We start from the raw sequence: 17,217 nt of genomic DNA on the forward strand, positions 1-17,217 counted from the left end.
GGATTACACCCCGCTAACTGTACGGCCCAAGGTGCTGTTTGCATCTTCCTCCGCGTGAAAGGCTTCGGATGCCATGGTTAAGTTGATTTTAGCCATTTCCATGTATCCACGCTGCATAGCTTCACGAATGTAACGTTTTTTACGTTCGCCTACATACAGCTTCATGGCCTGCCTGATAAATTCACTGCGGTTGGAATTTTCCATAGCTACGATCCCGTCCACTTCCTGCAAGAGATGATCTGGCAAACTGATCATTATTCTTTTGGTGTTCTGCAAATTGGCCAACTTCTCTTCCACCCCCAAAACCTTGTCGCCATTGTACCATTATAACGTTATTCCCGGTAATTTATTCAAACGGAATACAAGAGAATGTATATGATATTCGTATATCATCTATGCTGCATTCCATTATAAACTACGCAGTTCGTTTTCGTACAGGCGTTTGATCCCCGAAATACAAGTGTCAGCGGAGCCTGATGCGTCTTTTGACAGTTATAGCGCTCTTTTCTTTCCTTTGTACATATTTCGGGACGTTCTGCGAAAACTCCTGCTTTTATTCGGTAATTTGCGTTATGAAATTAATACCAGCGGGTTGGAAGAAGCGAGTTCACTCGAACAACAGGAACATGACCTCGTGTGTATACACGCGGTACCCTATCTGCGATCATGCAGATCACCTCATAGTGGATCGTACCAAGCTTGGATGCCAACTCATCCGCCGCGATAGTTTCGCCGGACTGCTGGCCGATGAGAACAACCTCTTCGCCGGTTTGGATTTCTTCCGCATCTTCTGCGAAAGATTGTAAGGATACCATACACTGGTCCATGCAAATCGTACCGAGTACCGGGACGCGGCGACCGCGTATCAACACTTCGATCTTCCCACTCAGCATGCGGGAGTATCCATCCGCATAGCCGATTGGCAGTGTACCGATCCGTTCTTCACTGGAGGTTACATACCGGGTGCCATAACTAACTCCCCAGCCGGGAGGAAGCGTTTTGGTGTAAACCACCGCCGTCTTCAATGACAATACAGGCAGCAGCTCAATGGCTTGCCGATTAACCTCATCAGACGGATACAGACCGTATATACTGATACCAATCCGCACCATATTGGGGGAAAGAGAAGGGGTATCAATGGTGGCGGCGCTATTGCCCGTATGTATAATGGGAATGGTAATACCTTGTTCCCTTAGCGCTTCCGCCACGCCCCGAAACCGATCATATTGTAGCAGTGTATAGCTTTTGTCTTCTTCATCCGCGCGGGCAAAATGGGTGTACATGCCTTCCAGCATCACCTGCTCTAATTCGTGAGCCTGCCGGACAAAAGCCATAGCCTCTTCTCCAGGCAGCAAACCCAGTCTTCCCATGCCACTGTCTATTTTGATGTGCACCTTCAGCTTGCGTTCGTTTCCTTGGCGGTCCAGTCTGCGGATACCCTCCAGCACTTCTTCACTGAACACAGTCAATGAGATATCATGCTCCCAAGCCGTTTGTACAGCTTCCGGTGAGGTATAGCCGAGTACAAGAATCGGTAGCTGAACCCCCGCATGACGAAGCTCCAACGCTTCATCCAGAAAAGCGACGCTCAAATAATCCGCACCAAGGCGTTCCAATTCCTTTGAAATTTCCACGGCACCGTGTCCGTAGGCATTAGCCTTGACACAGACCAGTATCAGCTTATCCGCTGGCAATGCCTTGCGAAAAGCTTCATAGTTGGCGCCAAGGTGATCCAGGTTGATTTCGGCCCGGGTCGATCTGTATTGTGCTTGCAAATCCAGTCACCTTCTTCAATTGTTAGCCTGTAACATAACCTTTTACCATTCGGAGTGTGGCAAAGTTCTTGCTTCCAAAGGTTAATGGTAATGTTCAAAAACGTGGCTGTCAATGGCAGGAGACGTTTGCCTGCATCCTCTACAATGAACACGACATACAAGCGGTACACATCCTAGACCGCGAATGAACAAAAGACGGATACGGGCGGCAGCAGAGCATTTTTACACTCTAGACCGTCTGCATCCGTCTATAAAGTTTTATTTACCCGATTGATCCTGTATAGAAGCGGCAATTTGTATCATTTCGCTCACAGGCAGGTCAGCACTGGTGATTCTGAACTCGATTCCGTCATTCATCCAGGTCATCGTCTGCTGTTCGCCTCCGGTCAGAACGGCAAAGCTTCCTCCAATATCAACCAGTTCGCCTGCGGCTAGTGCGACTGCCCGATCTTTTGGACGCGCCTCCACAATGGTATAATTATACGTTCCACTATACCGCAGCATCACGGCATGTGTACCATTATCCTCCAGCTCCGGCGTATCCTTGATCTGTACTCCGGCTGGCGTGTAGGACGGTTCGATTAAGCCGAACTCACCCATCACAGCTTCTGCCGCATCTGTTCCCGCTGACGTTCCGTTTGCGGCATCCGATGTGCCCGGGGTTTGTTGCTGCGCCTCTGCGTTGGCTGCTGCGTCCGGTTTGGACGTATCATTTGTGGCAGTACCGTCCACCTTCGCTTCCCCTGACGGCTGCTGGACTGCATCCCCTGCTGTTCCCTGCTCTTGTCCGGGTTCGCCAGACGTCACGCCAGTCGTCCCATCTATCGCACCGGAAGGATCAAGCTGACCGCTGGGCTCCACTGCTCCGGAAGATGGCGCCCCTTCGCTACCCGTACTCGTCTTACCTGAAGCCATGTTCCGCTCCATATCAAAAGAGTCCTTGTCAAACTTCGTATCAAAAGCAAATTGATCGAATTTCAGATCAACAACTACCTTGGCATTCGCATCAGACACCTGTACCTGAGTCGGTGCATAGTCATTTTTGGACAGCCATATCTTTTGTCTCACCAGCGCATGGCTGTTGTAATTCGCTGCCACATCAAACACATAGGATTTATCGTCGGTAGCCAACTGACGGGAGGCATCGCCGATAATGCTGCGAACCAACGTTTCATATAAATATACTTGACCCTGATTGTTTGGCCAGTCGCTTTTGAAACGGAAGCTTTTGTTCAGGCTGGGTGTCAGTACAAATACACCCTCATCATTACGAAGCACAATTTGCGTAACATCCTTTTTCTCGTTCGTCATGGCAATTCGGTAATAGGACGGCTTGCGGTAGGAAATATCAACCTTGTATTCCTGCGGCGTGTCGCCGGTATGCAGCGTCATCAAAGCTGTACCGTGGTAGCTGTTCAGGTCGCTCACCACGTCACTCAAATCTTTAACCACATCGTCCGCGCTCTTCTTGCCGCACCCGGCCAGTAGCAGCGTTACACACATGACCATGGCAAGCATCCATGAAATCCGGCGCATGTCATCAACCCCTTCAGCACATGTTTTAAATGAATTAGTACATGTCTATGAAGGACTTGTTCGATTTATGCAGACTGGCATGACAAGCTTGAACGTATCCTTGTGTAATGCTATAAAATCTTTTGGAGAGTGATCATAAATTCATACAGGAAATAAAAAGAAAAACCGATCAAGACCACACCAGCACTGATCGTGACCCACTTGATGGCGGTTCGATTCATTCGCTTTTCGTGTTGTCGCAACAAGGGCCATCAAGCCTAAATCATGGATAAGAATACCAAACAAAATACCTAAGCCAACAACCAAGAATTGACTTGTATTTGACTGATCAAATGAGCTTGCCAGCACAGTCCCAAAAACACTCACCCAGAACACTAAATTCCCCGGTGAAACAGCTACAAGCAGTCCATTTTTATAGGAAGAAAATAATGATTTCGTCTTTTTTTCTCCTTCCAGTGCAATATCATGATCCGCATTTTTAATGCTGTCGTACCCCACGTAGCACAAAAATATAGCTCCAATGAGCCACATGATCACCTGTACAACAGATAATGACAAAACAGAGGCCAGACCAAAATATAAACCAATGATTAATAACAAATCGACGGTCATCCCCCCAAGGCCCACAATCCATCCATGCATGAATCCATTCTTTAGCCCTTGCTTCGTCTTTCAACCGTAATTGTACCTACAGGTAGTGCTATAGAGAAACCTAGTAAAACATATGTAATAAACAATGCCATTTCAAAACCCCTTTCAAATGTATAAAAATGATATTCTATACCTTAAAAAATGACAAATCAATAAAATTTGAAAAACCGAAATGAGCTAAGAACACATGAGAATTATTTTGTACAAAATCGGATTCATTGACCAAGTTTGTCCATTGAGTATTGAGGGTCCAGCGCTTATCATTGCTTTTGTGATAATAATTCTCATTTACAAAATTCTGAATCATTCTATTATACGGAGGTTGCTATGGTCAACAAGAACTCGACAATCAACAAAAATTCTACTCGACAATACACTGCTCTGATCTGCCTTTTCTTTCTTATGGGGGCATTGCTGCTGGGATGCGGCGCATCTGACAATCAGACTGCAAGCAGCAACACAACAGCATCAACAAAAACATCGGAAGCTGCCACAACTCGTGACTACACAGACTATAAGGGACATACAGTGAACATTCCCACGACTCCTGGGCGCATTGCTTACTTCGGAGAAAACTATGGGGATCTATTGGTTTTAGACGTACAAGCTATAGGTACATCGACTTCTATGATTGAAGGCAAGGTTTATGAGAAGCAGGTTCAGAACGTGGCCGATCTGGGGTTCCCGATTAATTTGGAAAAAACCTTGGAACTACAGCCTGACCTAATCATTACCGCCGATACAGATGAAAAACAATACGCAGCGTTAACAAAAATTGCACCTACAATTATGTTCGATACCTTTGCCCCGTTAAACGAACGTTTGCTGCATCTCGGAGACATTGTGAATAAGAAAAAGGCTGCTGAAGATTGGCTTGCCCAATATAAAATAAAGGAAGCGGAGATGTGGACCAAGCTTCACGCAGAGGGTGTTAAGGCGGGGGAAACCGCTTCAGTGTTTACCTACTATCCTGGCGACCGTTTATTCGCAATGGGACGGACAGGACTGTCACAAATACTGTATGAAAAGAATGGTTTCAAGCCTACTCCTCTTATTCAGAAAGCACTGGATGAGGACAAAGGATTTGTACAAATATCTCAGGAAGTGATCGGACAATACGCTGGAGATCGGATTTTCATACTAAGAACACCAAGTTCAGAAGCCCAACAATCCACCGAACAGTTAATGAAAAGCAAGCTGTGGCTCCAGCTTCCTGCTGTCAAACAGGGACGTGTGTACACTCAGGATATTGGCAAAACTGAAAGTGATGCTTCCACTCGAGAATGGCTGCTGGAGGAATTGCCCAAGCTCATCAAATAAAAATTGGAGAAGCTTATCGACACTTGTTGATAGGCTTCTTTTTTGTTGAACCTAAAGGAGGTATACTTATACATACATGATAACCATTCTCAATAAAAGGAGCAATACCGTGAACCAGTCTCCGTCGTCCGTATATCCTCCCCCATTCAGCTCACTGCTTTTTCATTTTAAAGAAATTGCGTTGGTTGGTGAGCCTACCGATGAATTATTATCACGTCCCAATTCATATCACTGTCTTCTTATATTCATCGGTGGGACAGGTATGGTGGACATTGGCCCAGAGCAGTATCTATCCCATACAGATCATGGGTATTGGCTAGCTCCAGGTGAATCCTATCAAATCGCTCCCCTGAATGGAACTGTACCCGAATACTACAAAATCACGTTTGAGGTCATCGCTTTGCCATCAGAACCACAAGCGGACATGGCCTTGGCTGAACACGCAGCACGTATGCCATCCCTATATCATGAACCTGTCCTGCCGGGACCACGCGAATACATTGCCTCCTCTTCTTCCTCCAAACTTATTCAGTTGACTGAAGAGTTATTTCATAGTACCCAACAAACGGTACAGCCGCATAACCAAACATCTGTATTACGGCAGCAAATCATGTTTCAAGAGTTGCTCTTGTTGTGGCAGGAAGACCACACCCATATTGATCAAAATAATACCTCTAATCCGGCATTGCCAGCATCGGTGGAAGGTACCCTTTCATATATGGAAAACTACTATGAAAAGCCCATTACCGTCAAGCAGCTCGCTGAACAAGCGAACGTTTCCATATGGCAATACTCCCAATTGTTTCGTAAAATTACAGGCAAAAAGCCGCTGCATTACCTCACTGAGCTGCGCTTGAACCATGCCAAGCGGCTGCTGCTGGAATGCAAACGGCCTTTACGTGAAATTGCCCGTCAGGTTGGTTTCTCTGACGAATATTATTTTAATCGACGGTTTAGGCAAATGACCGGGATTCCCCCTGGCAAGTACGCACTTTCTGTCTCCGGTTCTGTGCGCGTCAAGGATTGGACGGGTCACCATATTCACATTCCGCGCCGAGCAAGCCGCATCATCTATCATGGAGAAACGATGGGCGATCTATTGGCATTAGGGGCCAAAGCCATCGGTGGAAGTCTGCGACTCAGTGAATACAGCGTCTATAAACATCGTCTTGTGAATGTCGCCGATGTGGGCCTTCCACTGGATATTCGCTTGACCAGCGCTCTTGATCCCGATCTAATTATCATCGCCAATTCGGATGAACAGGAATATGAGCGCATTGCTAGTATCGCTCCCACCGTCACCTTCAACTCCTTCGCCACGCTGGAGGAACGGATGCGTACACTTGGCGTCTGGCTCGGTAAGGAGCGGGAGGCCGAACGCTGGTTGTCTACCTTTACAGCCCGCAATCTGGCAATGTGGCAGCAGCTCGGTACGCAAATCACAGCCGGAGAAACGGCCTCCGTCTTCATCTTCGATCATGGTGATCGGCTCTTTGTCATGGGGATGTCCGGATTCTCGTCGGCCCTCTACCACCCACAGGGCTTTCAGCCCGTTGAGCTGATCCAAAAGGTGCTCGACGCGGAACAAGGCTTCGCAGAAATAGATCCGAACGAATTGCCTGAGTACGCCGGGGACCGCATTTTTATGCTTGTCCCAACAGCTCCAGAATCCAAACGTACGCTGGAACGTATGATCAGCAGCCCTCTCTGGCGCAGCCTTCCTGCTGTACGTCAAGGTCGGGTATATTTCGTAGAAGCTGACCGCTGGAACTGGAGCGATGCCATGACCCGGCAAAAACTGCTTACTGCACTGCCCAAACTGCTTGGCACTCCATCCTGAGAAGCTGCCATTTTTCTAAAGATACTACATTAGACCTTGAATGCTCCCATCTGCCTCCAGCGACATATGCTCAGCTGCTGGGGATTTGGGCAATCCTGGCATCGTCATAGTATTGCCTGTTTCCACGACCACAAAGCCTGCCCCTGCGGACAAAGAAACGCGGGACACGTGAATGGTAAAGCCCTCCGGTGCACCTAGCAGAGAAGGTTGATCTGAGAAAGAATACGGCGTTTTGGCCATGCATACAGGCAGTTGTCCAAAACCAAGCTGCTCCATACCGGCCAACGCCCGTTTGGCCGCAGGAGTGTAAGCTACCTCTGCCGCACCGTAAAGTTCCTTCGCAATGACACTAATTTTCGCTTGCAAATCAAGTGTATGCTCATACAATGGTGCAAAATGGGCTTTGTCCTCCTGGAGCAGGTTGAGCAGGCTTTGGGCTAGCTTTTCTCCCCCTTGGCTTCCCTGTGCCCACACCTGTGACAGCTCTGCGGGTACACCCAGCTTGCGGCATTCCGAGAATATTAGTTCCAGCTCGGCCTCGCTATCTGTTACAAAATGGTTGACCGCTACCAGTACTGGCACGCCAAACTTTTGCAAATTCCGTACATGCCGGTTCATGTTGGCTAATCCAAGTTGCAATTGCTCCAGATTTTCTACGTCCAGCTCATTTTTAGCTACACCGCCGTTATATTTCAGCGCTTTGGCGGTTACAACCAACAGAGCCGCATCTGGCTGCAAACCGGATTGACGGCACTTGATGTCAAAAAACTTTTCTGCCCCCAGCTCAGCCCCGAATCCAGCCTCCGTGACGACCACCTCTCCCAGCTTCAGGGCTAGCTTCGTACCGATCAAACTACTGCATCCATGCGCAATATTCGCAAAAGGTCCGCCATGCACAATAACTGGAGTTCCCTCCAACGTTTGCACCAGATTGGGTTTCAATGCTTCCCGAAGCAGCACAGCCATACCTTCCACCGCATGTAGTTCCTCAGCTGTTACCGTTTCGCCATCTACGTTATAACCAATCACCATCCGACCCAATCGAACTTTAAGATCGTCCATATCTTCACTTAAACATAATACCGCCATCACTTCTGAAGCTGAGGTAATCAGAAAGCCACTTTCTCTCACCGCTCCATTACCTGACCCCAATCCGGTCACAATATTTCGTAAACTCCGGTCGTTCATATCGACAGCGCGTTTCCACACGATCCGCTCCGGTTTCAACCGCAAAGCATTTCCATGAAACAAATGGTTATCGATCATCGCTGCCAGCAAATTATGCGCAGCTGAAATCGCGTGAATATCACCTGTAAAATGCAGGTTAATGTCTTCTGCTGGAACAATCTGGGCTTGTCCTCCCCCGGTTGCTCCTCCTTTCATGCCGAAGCAAGGGCCAAGGGACGGCTCACGCAACGCAGCAACGGTTTTATGCCCCAGCGCATTCAGCGCCTGTGACAGTCCGATGGTTGTCAGCGTTTTTCCTTCTCCCGCCGGCGTGGGATTCATCGCTGTAACCAGCACCAGCTTTCCATTCGGGCGATCCTTTAACTGCTCCCACAGGGACGGGTTCAGCTTCGCTTTATATTTTCCATGCGTTTCCAAATGTTCTTCTTCAATTCCTGCTTCTTTGGCTATATCAATAATCCTCTTCATCTTTCGTTATGTACCCCCCGTTTTATAAGTCTGACTGATGGTGCCAAACCCTGTATCGTTTTATTTTACCAAAGTGTGCCGCTTATTGCGCTATGATTCATTTCATCGCAAGCGTTGCTATCATGTGAGTTATAAAAAAAGAGCATTCCCCGCCCGCATGGACTTTGGTGGATGCTCTTTTGATACGTCTCGTTTAACAAGCAGCTCTCAAATTAACCTGCAAAGTTAGCAGCGTAATTTTCAGCAATAAATCCCTTGGAAATCAGGATAGCTTGGGATTTCTTAGTAGCAGGACCATAGCCTTGGGACAGCAGATCATTAATATGTAAGCGGTTATAAATGAAGCAAAATACAAAGTTGGACGCCCCACTCGTAAGGATCGATACCAGAAAAATAATAACTGCCCACTTCCAATCCCCTCTAAACAACGCAGGGAAAAAACCGAAAAAGAGCGTAGTCCATGAAAAACCTACTTTGCGTTCCTTGATCATTCCAGTTTTATTTCTTAATTTAATCTTCATTTACCCCTTACCTCTCTTTATATAGTCTTTTAGAACTATATTAGATTATATAGGACAGAGGGAATAAATGGAACTTAATTTCGGTAAAATCATAAATTTCTCAAATACTCTCTAGTTTATAATGCTTTTCTAGCATTTCTTTAAAAACATCAACAGGGTACTTGTATTCAACAGTTTTGAAAACAATCCGGTTATTCCACTGGTTTTTTTCCAGCTCGCACCCATGCTCCATATCCAGTTCCTTCATGATAAAAATAATCTCATCCAAGGTTCCCATTACACTATGACTATTCGTCGTCGTAGCCAGCATCTGCTCGCCTTCCTGTGTGTATGCCTTTACAATCTTCTCATCAAAGCCTTCACTGATCATTAATTCCTTCAAAGCTTGCACAAAAAGAACTGGCAGGTTGTTGTACTGCGATTTCTTAATCCCAAAAAGCGTGATGCTTAAGCGGGATATATCATGCATAAACACTATATTTTTTCTTCGATTAAGTAAAAACAAGCTGGCATGCCAACTATTCAAAGGCGGATAAATATCAACTTGAAGTGGTTCAGTCTCCCATTCCTTCAGCAGTTTTTGTGTTCCTCGTATAACAAACATCGTTGCTCTCCTTTATTGACGGTCCTGTACCGCAGCGTGATTCGACATACCTAGTCTCTTACATGAGGCATGTCCCGGATATTATAACACCGTATTCCAAACATCCGATTATAAACTCTTTCAGTATAATATAGGGGAATGATATATTACCAGACACATTAATTTTCTCTTTGGATATTTTTTATGGAAATCCCCTCCACTGCTCTATATAATTCAGGTACAGTTCGTCACGCGAGCTTAATCTAAAAATTAGGGGTGTTCCACACCTATGTCACAGCATATTTTACTTATTGAAGACGATCTATCCATCGCCGAAATGCTACTCAAAGCACTCACTAAGGAAGGATACAGTCTAACCACTGCCTATGACGGGGAAGAGGGGCTTCTTGCCTTTGAACGTCATACCTATGATCTGGTACTGGTGGATTTGATGATGCCGAAGGTGGACGGTATGGAGGTGATCCGCCGAATCCGTACCCACAGCGCCGTACCTATTCTGATTATGTCAGCCAAGGACAGCGATGTGGATAAAGCGCTTGGACTGGGCTTTGGGGCAGACGATTATGTTGCCAAACCTTTTTCAATGCTGGAAATGACCGCTCGTATTCAGTCCGCGATCCGCAGATCTACTACATATGCCCGTCAGCAACAGCAGGAGGAACAGCCGCAAGCACAAGTTTTGACCTACGGCAGTCTGCGCATAGATTTTGATCATTTTACAGTCATACGCAATGAAAATGAAATTCAGCTAACAGCCAAAGAGTCCGATATTTTGAAGCTGTTTGTAGCCAATCCGAATCGGGTATTTACAAAAGCACAATTATACGGATTTATTTGGAAAGACGATTATATGGGCGACGAGAACGTGATTAACGTCCATATTCGCCGCCTGCGTGAGAAAATCGAAGAAGATCCCTCTCATCCTGTCCACATTAAAACGCTATGGGGCATTGGCTACAAATGGGAGAATGGTTGATATGAACATCGAAAACATTTCTCAATGGATTATCGTCCTCATCATGTCAATCGTTATAGTATGGCTTTGGCGGGAGCGTGTGGCCTATAAGCGCAAAATAAAGGATATCCGAACCCTACTAGAGCGGATCGTGACGGTGAATCATGCGGAAAAGCTGCTATATGTCACAGGTGACGTTGAACTGCAACGACTCATGACGGAAATTAACCGACTACTGGACTTGAATCTCAGAGTGTCTGCCGATTACAACCGTAGCCAAATCGCTATGCGCAAAATGATTTCGAACATTTCCCACGATCTCAAGACCCCGCTTACGGTTGTGCTTGGATATGCCGAGATGCTGGATGGCGATCCGACTATTTTGCCAGAAGAACGTATAAAGCTGCTATCCAAAATTCATCAAAAGACAAGCGAGGCGATTGAGCTGATCGGCAGCTTTTTTAGCTTGGCGAAGCTGGAGGCTAATGATACGGATATTCCATTGACTCGACTGGAAGTGGGAGAACTGTGCAGACGCAGCATTTTGGAGTTTTATGACCTGCTGACCGCACAGGGGTTTACTGTGCATATTGAGATCCCAGAGCACCCCATTCATGCCTTGGGGAACGAAGGAGCGATTGGGCGGGTACTGAACAATCTGATCTCGAATGCCATTCGCTACGGGGCAGACGGACGGACGCTGGGTCTGGCTCTATCGGAACAGCAGGATACGGTGTGTATCGAGATATGGGATCGTGGGAAAGGCATACAGGAATCTGAGCAGGACAAGGTTTTTGAACGCATGTACACACTGGAGGACTCCCGCAATAAGGCGGTACAAGGCAGCGGACTGGGCCTTACGATTGCCAAACGCCTGGTTGAAGCGATGAACGGAGAAATTCAATTAACTAGTAGACCATATGAGCGGACGGTCTTCTCTTTTACATTGAAGAAAATCAACTATTAGTCGAACTAAACATGCTCAACTTAATAAATTTGTAAGAATCACGAAAGAAAAATGAACATTTTGCCCTTTATCCTTGAATTATCAGCAGTATACGAAGGGAGAACACCCATGACTTACGTAATACGTACACATCAGTTGACCAAGGCCCTGAAGGGCAACGAACTTGTAGCGGGAGTCAGTATGAATGTGCGCAAGGGAGAAACCTATGGATTTCTCGGTCCTAACGGGGCAGGCAAGACGACGATAATGAAAATGATTACGAATCTGCTCAAGCCGACATCGGGTGAAATTGAATTATTCGGTGAAAAATTAACGCCGAAGTCGTATCATCTGCTCGGACGGATGGGTTCAATTATTGAATACCCGATTTTTTATGACAGGCTGACGGCACAGCAAAATCTCGAACTTCATTGTGAATATATGGGCTACTATAATAAGCAGGCTGTTCAGGATGCCCTGGAATTAGTGAATTTGCGAAATGCAGATGACAAGCCGGTAAAGGATTTTTCGCTAGGAATGAAACAACGTCTCGGGATTGCCCGCGCTATTGCGACTAAGCCAGAGCTACTCATTTTGGATGAACCCATTAATGGTCTGGACCCAGTGGGAATCAAGGAAATCCGCCAACTATTCCACATGCTATGCAAGGAATATGGGATGACCCTGCTCGTGTCCAGTCATATTTTAGCGGAAATAGAGCAGATTGCGGATACGGTGGGCGTGATTAATCACGGACGACTGATTGAGGAAGTATCGATGGAGCAGATGCGGGAAACCAATACGGAATACATCGAATTTACGACCAACGATTGTAAGAAGGCGGCCTACGTCCTCTCCCATCATTTGAGCCTGAATAATATAAAGGTGATAAATGAACAGAGTATACGTATTTACGATACAAATGTACCGCAGAAACAAATTACGAAGACGCTCATCTTAAATGATATAGAGGTGGATTCCATTCATCAGAAAAGCAGCACGCTGGAAGACTACTTTTTTCGCCTGTTAAACGGAGGTGATCTCCATGCTTAAATTGATGCAGTTGGAGCTGAAAAAATTCCATCTGACGGGTTATATCCGTTCAGCCCTGATCGCCAATGCATGCATTCTTGGGCTGCTCTGTGTTATTGCGCTGGAAAGTCAAAGTGAAGGAATACCTGAATTCACACAGTACACTCAACTATTGGATCTAATAGACAATTTTGTAAGAGCTACATTTATTGTGTTTGCTTCCGTTCTCCTATGCCGCTTTATCGTCGGGGAATTTAAGTCCAAATCGATTACGATCTTGTTCATGTATCCGATTCATCGTCAAAAGCTGATGATCGCCAAACTCTTGGTCGTATTACTGTTCACGTTCTTGTCCATTATTATTTCGGAAATAATCATTACGGCTGCTATTCATCTGCTCAACCAGTTTGTTTTGATTGTACCGGATAACCTTACTCTTTCCATACTGGGGCAACAATCAGCACGGACGTTAATCAATGCCGTTGCTGCCAGCTTTATGGGACTGGTTCCGCTGTATATGGGGATGCGAAGATACTCTGTACCCACCACCATTGTGACCTCAATCCTGATTGTAGCATTGCTTTTCTCCAATAATAACGGCGCTACACTTAGCTCCATAGCCCCCGTGCAAATCGGCTTCTCTATACTGGGAATGCTTGTGGCTTATGCGGCGATTCGACGTATTGAGTATAAGGATATTACCTCGTAATATGTAATTTCGTAGAGCGCTTTCAAAAAACAGATGAAAATCATTGTTCGATATACACACATTTTTCACTGGACTTCATTCTAAAACAGGTATATCCTATAGGAGAAATTAAAAACGGAATAAGGATCTTCGGGGTAGGGTGAGATTCCCAACCGGCGGTATGGCTCATGGAGCTAAGCCCGCGACTCTGTATCTGGCAACAGGATACGGACTGATTTGGTGAGATGCCAAAGCCGACGGTAAAGTCCGGATGGAAGAAGATCGAAATATCAACATGCCGCGAAGTGGATGAATACTGCGTTATTGGTTTTGCAGTAACTTCATTTAACTTGCATAAAGCGGCAAGTTTATTTGATCAACCCCCGTCTTGCATGGCCATTCGCCATGGACGGGGGTTTTTGTGCCACCGGTCCTGTATTCGCAAGGAGCTAATTGAGTATGAGTCAATCTTCTACTGTACTAACATCCAAAGGTTTTGATCGTAGCTCCCACATGAAAAGTGGTTTTTGGCTGGTCGCAATTGGAGCAGCCTTGTGGGGCGCAGACCCGCTGTTTCGTATTATTTTGTTAAAGTCATTTACTTCAACACAAATTGTACTAATGGAGCATGTGCTGCTTTTCCTCGCTCTGACACCGATGTTGTGGAAGCATCGTGAGGAGCTCAAAGCGGTACGGCTTCGTCAAGTTTTCGCTATTTTGTTCGTCTCGTGGGGTGGCTCGGCTCTGGCCAGCGTAATTTTCACCATGGCACTCAGCAATGGTGATTTGAATGCTGTACTCTTACTCCAGAAGCTTCAACCCTTGGTCGCTATTATTCTAGCTCGTATTATTTTGAAGGAAATGTTGCCGCGTCATTTTGGATTATTAATTGTCGTCGCTCTGTTCGGGACGTATCTTCTGACCTTCGGTTGGTCGCTCCCCTTCGGACATGTTCGTGATTTTGTCCAGGTCGGTAGTCTACTTGCACTCGGTGCAGCAGTTCTGTGGGGCGGTTCGACAGTCATGGGAAGTTACTTGCTTCGTTCAATGAAATATGAAACGGTAACCTCCCTCCGCTTCATGGTCGCGCTCCCTCTGCTGATTGTCCTCACCTCTGTAGAGCATGCGCCATGGAATATGCCTGCCGGTACATGGGCGGGCGCAGCTGTGATTATCAATCTGCTATTGCAGGCATTGCTTCCGGGTCTTCTTAGCTTATTGCTGTATTACAAAGGCTTAAGTACGACCAAAGCGTCTTATGCTACGATGGCAGAATTAAGCTTTCCCATGGTTGGTGTCGTGATTAACTGGATCGCATTTCAGCAAATTGTCACTGTAGCGCAATTGACTGGTTTTATGCTCATCTGGATTACGCTCTTTATGATTTCACGTCAGCAAAAAAATTAACAGTTCAATGTCCCTTACATGACTCACCCAAGCCAAATTGTGTAGATGCTTTTGCATCTCTGATTTGGCTTTTTATGTATTCGTATTCATATAAATCATAGTTCTTTAGACCTATTTTCCGAAAAAAGTGTCTAAAACATGCAATTATTCCTCGTTTCTCAAAGATTACATCTATAAAATTCGTCGGTTTCTGTCGAATAAAACAATGTAGTGATCATCAGACACAGAGGAGCAATAACTATGACTAAAACAAAACAAACAGTTCCGTGGTGGAACAGGTTTCTCAAGCAGTTTTATTTAATGAGGACAAGATTAATAATATCTTTTTTGGCTGTGTTATTGATTCCGAGCGTACTTATCGGGTACTTTTCCTATCAGGGGGCTACGACACAACTCAGTCAGCAAATGGGCGGTTCCGTATACACGAATCTGTATCTGATCCGAAGCAATGTCAATCAGTATGTAGCGCCCATTATGAAAGACCTGGACGTGCTTACCACTGAAATCAAATCTGATTCCATTGGTACCAACCAAGAGGCCCTTCAGAAAAAGTTGGATGTCATCGTCAAGGCTCATCCCGAGCTAGATGCCGCGCTTCTCGGCAATGCGAAAGGGCAATACATACGTTCGCCGAAAAAACAGGAGGACGATTATGACCCCCGGGAGAGAAAATGGTACAAAAATGCAATGCTGGAAAAGGGAAAGGTATTCGTCGGTGTTCCAGTTGCCAGCGTCACGACAGGGAATTTAGTCGTTAATATATCGGGAACGCTGGAGGACGGTGAAGGAGCTGTTTCATTGGCTTTGAATCTGGACAAAATGGGTGAAAGTCTGCAGTCTGTTAAGATTGGTGAACGCGGAGGACTCATTATTGTTGATTCTGAACATAAAGTTGTATCTGGGACTGGAACAGCCTTTAACAAGGCAGGCAAAAAACCTGCTGACGCCATAGAGGGACTTCCCGAAGTGGCGACAACCGTCGAAAATGATACTCCTTCCATGTCGCAAATTCAATTTATGAATCGAGATATGCTGGCCTTTACACTTAAGGACCCTCTCACCGGTTGGAGCATTGTCGCACTGTCGGATCTGGAGGATTACAGTGATGCAGCCCAACCGATTCTGAAGCAAAGCCTAATTGTGATTGTCATTTCCATACTTGCCGCTGCAATCATCATTGTGCTTATGGTCCGCTCGTTCTTAATTCCGCTGCGCAAGCTGCAAGCAGGAACACGCATCGTCCGTGACGGAAATCTGACCGAACGTGTTAATCTATCCAGCAAGGATGAGTTCGGCGAACTGGCACAGAATTTTGACCAGATGACGCATTCCTTGCATACGATGGTTTCCGAGGTCAATCAAACGTCCTCCCGACTTGCTTCCTCTTCTCTGATGATCAAGGAAAGCACAGAGCAAACGACGGAGTCCGTACAACACGTAGCGGAAACGGTTATGGAATCCGCGGAAAATGCAGCCACCAGCGCCGAGGCGTCCGAGCAAACCGCTAATGCCGTTGAAGAAATGGCGAAGGGTGTCAGCACCATTGCCGAATCGGCAAGCTCCATCGTGGATTCAGCAGGACAAACCGAGCATGATGTGGCTCAAGGCAGTCAAATGATCAGCCATGTGCGGACACAAATGGACCGTATTCTGGAAGCTGTAAGCCAAACAGCTAGCCTGATGGATGAGCTATCCCAGCTCTCGGACGATGCGAAGCAGATGAATACAGCTATTGCCGCTATTGCCAAGCAAACCAATTTGTTGTCTCTGAACGCGTCTATTGAAGCTTCCAGAGCAGGCGAAGCCGGACGTGGATTTGCCGTAGTCGCTATAGAGGTACGCAAGCTGTCTGAGCAATCCAAGGAAAGCGCGGATTCCATCAGTCAGATCATTACTCAGATGCTCGATTTGATTCAACGCTCCACCGCTACCATGAACGGTAATGTTCGTAACCAGGTAGGTGAAGGATTACGTATTAGCCAAGATGCAGAAGGTGCATTTACGAATATTGAACGCTCTACATCTCATATCGTGGAACAAATTCAAAGTGTATCCGCTGCAGCTGAACAAATCTCAGCCAGTACAGAGGAAGTTTCCGCTACTGTCACCCATTTGGCAAGTCTGTCTCGCAATTCAGCGGACAGTTCGCAGACAACATCTGCTGCCGCTCAGGAGCAAATGGCGGCCATGGAGGAAATCGCATCTTCGTCTCAGGAGTTGTCCAACATGGCGCAGGATTTGCAACAGCTGGTTAAGCGATTTAAGATTTAACTTACACATTGCAGC

14 protein-coding genes, 1 pseudogene and 1 riboswitch are annotated in these 17,217 nt (G+C 46.3%); of the genes and pseudogenes, 8 read left to right on the forward strand and 7 right to left on the reverse strand.

Annotated elements, in window-relative coordinates:
• Positions 1-3 precede the first annotated feature (3 nt).
• From MKX59_RS21285 to MKX59_RS21300, 4 genes and pseudogenes are all read right to left on the reverse strand, one after another.
• Positions 4-285, reverse strand: a complete 282-nt coding sequence (locus MKX59_RS21285) for a CopG family ribbon-helix-helix protein (protein WP_007429334.1) — start codon at positions 283-285, stop codon at positions 4-6.
• 293 nt (positions 286-578) lie between these two features.
• On the reverse strand, positions 579-1,775 hold the full coding sequence (alr, locus tag MKX59_RS21290) for an alanine racemase (RefSeq protein ID WP_340858885.1): 1,197 nt from the start codon (positions 1,773-1,775) through the stop codon (positions 579-581).
• A gap of 258 nt (positions 1,776-2,033) precedes the next feature.
• Positions 2,034-3,311 (reverse strand): outer membrane lipoprotein-sorting protein, encoded by a 1,278-nt coding sequence (locus MKX59_RS21295; protein WP_340858887.1) that lies wholly within the window; start codon positions 3,309-3,311, stop codon positions 2,034-2,036.
• 110 nt (positions 3,312-3,421) lie between these two features.
• Positions 3,422-4,054: pseudogene (locus MKX59_RS21300) on the reverse strand (LysE family translocator).
• 235 nt (positions 4,055-4,289) lie between these two features.
• On the opposite strand from MKX59_RS21300, the gene MKX59_RS21305 reads away from it, so the two are divergent.
• Positions 4,290-5,282, forward strand: a complete 993-nt coding sequence (locus tag MKX59_RS21305) for an ABC transporter substrate-binding protein (protein ID WP_160789477.1) — start codon at positions 4,290-4,292, stop codon at positions 5,280-5,282.
• 109 nt (positions 5,283-5,391) lie between these two features.
• Entirely contained in the window at positions 5,392-7,122 is a 1,731-nt protein-coding gene (locus tag MKX59_RS21310; RefSeq protein ID WP_340858889.1) for an ABC transporter substrate-binding protein, read from the forward strand.
• Positions 7,123-7,146: 24 nt separating this feature from the next.
• Here the strand turns inward: MKX59_RS21310 and MKX59_RS21315 are convergent, their stop codons facing one another.
• From MKX59_RS21315 to MKX59_RS21325, 3 genes are all read right to left on the reverse strand, one after another.
• Positions 7,147-8,778 (reverse strand): formate--tetrahydrofolate ligase, encoded by a 1,632-nt coding sequence (locus tag MKX59_RS21315; RefSeq protein WP_340858890.1) that lies wholly within the window; start codon positions 8,776-8,778, stop codon positions 7,147-7,149.
• A 212-nt stretch (positions 8,779-8,990) separates the two neighbouring features.
• A complete protein-coding gene (locus MKX59_RS21320; protein WP_013309242.1) occupies positions 8,991-9,299 on the reverse strand; it encodes a hypothetical protein in 309 nt (102 codons plus the stop codon).
• A 100-nt stretch (positions 9,300-9,399) separates the two neighbouring features.
• Positions 9,400-9,903: a DUF6933 domain-containing protein gene (locus MKX59_RS21325; protein ID WP_340858892.1), complete on the reverse strand. Its 504-nt coding sequence runs from the start codon at positions 9,901-9,903 to the stop codon at positions 9,400-9,402.
• 268 nt (positions 9,904-10,171) lie between these two features.
• Between MKX59_RS21325 and MKX59_RS21330 the strand changes: the two genes are divergently transcribed.
• From MKX59_RS21330 to MKX59_RS21355, 6 genes are all read left to right on the forward strand, one after another.
• Positions 10,172-10,879 carry a response regulator transcription factor gene (locus MKX59_RS21330; protein WP_023987588.1) on the forward strand — a complete coding sequence of 236 codons (708 nt, stop codon included), beginning with the start codon at positions 10,172-10,174 and terminating at the stop codon, positions 10,877-10,879.
• A 1-nt stretch (position 10,880) separates the two neighbouring features.
• Positions 10,881-11,825, forward strand: coding sequence for a sensor histidine kinase (locus MKX59_RS21335; protein ID WP_049828512.1), 945 nt, complete (start codon positions 10,881-10,883; stop codon positions 11,823-11,825).
• Positions 11,826-11,933: 108 nt separating this feature from the next.
• Positions 11,934-12,857 (forward strand): ABC transporter ATP-binding protein, encoded by a 924-nt coding sequence (locus MKX59_RS21340; RefSeq protein WP_075153913.1) that lies wholly within the window; start codon positions 11,934-11,936, stop codon positions 12,855-12,857.
• Positions 12,850-13,545, forward strand: coding sequence for an ABC transporter permease (locus MKX59_RS21345; RefSeq protein WP_069080825.1), 696 nt, complete (start codon positions 12,850-12,852; stop codon positions 13,543-13,545). Before MKX59_RS21340 ends, MKX59_RS21345 begins: the two co-directional genes overlap by 8 nt.
• 121 nt (positions 13,546-13,666) lie before the next feature.
• Positions 13,667-13,811, forward strand: a riboswitch (FMN riboswitch).
• A gap of 172 nt (positions 13,812-13,983) precedes the next feature.
• Positions 13,984-14,931 (forward strand): DMT family transporter, encoded by a 948-nt coding sequence (locus tag MKX59_RS21350; protein WP_023987584.1) that lies wholly within the window; start codon positions 13,984-13,986, stop codon positions 14,929-14,931.
• Positions 14,932-15,171: 240 nt separating this feature from the next.
• On the forward strand, positions 15,172-17,202 hold the full coding sequence (locus MKX59_RS21355) for a methyl-accepting chemotaxis protein (RefSeq protein WP_053324890.1): 2,031 nt from the start codon (positions 15,172-15,174) through the stop codon (positions 17,200-17,202).
• Positions 17,203-17,217: the final 15 nt, after the last annotated feature.

The sequence above is a fragment of the Paenibacillus sp. FSL R7-0340 genome, from assembly GCF_038002205.1.
GTDB classification, from domain to species: domain Bacteria; phylum Bacillota; class Bacilli; order Paenibacillales; family Paenibacillaceae; genus Paenibacillus; species Paenibacillus polymyxa_B.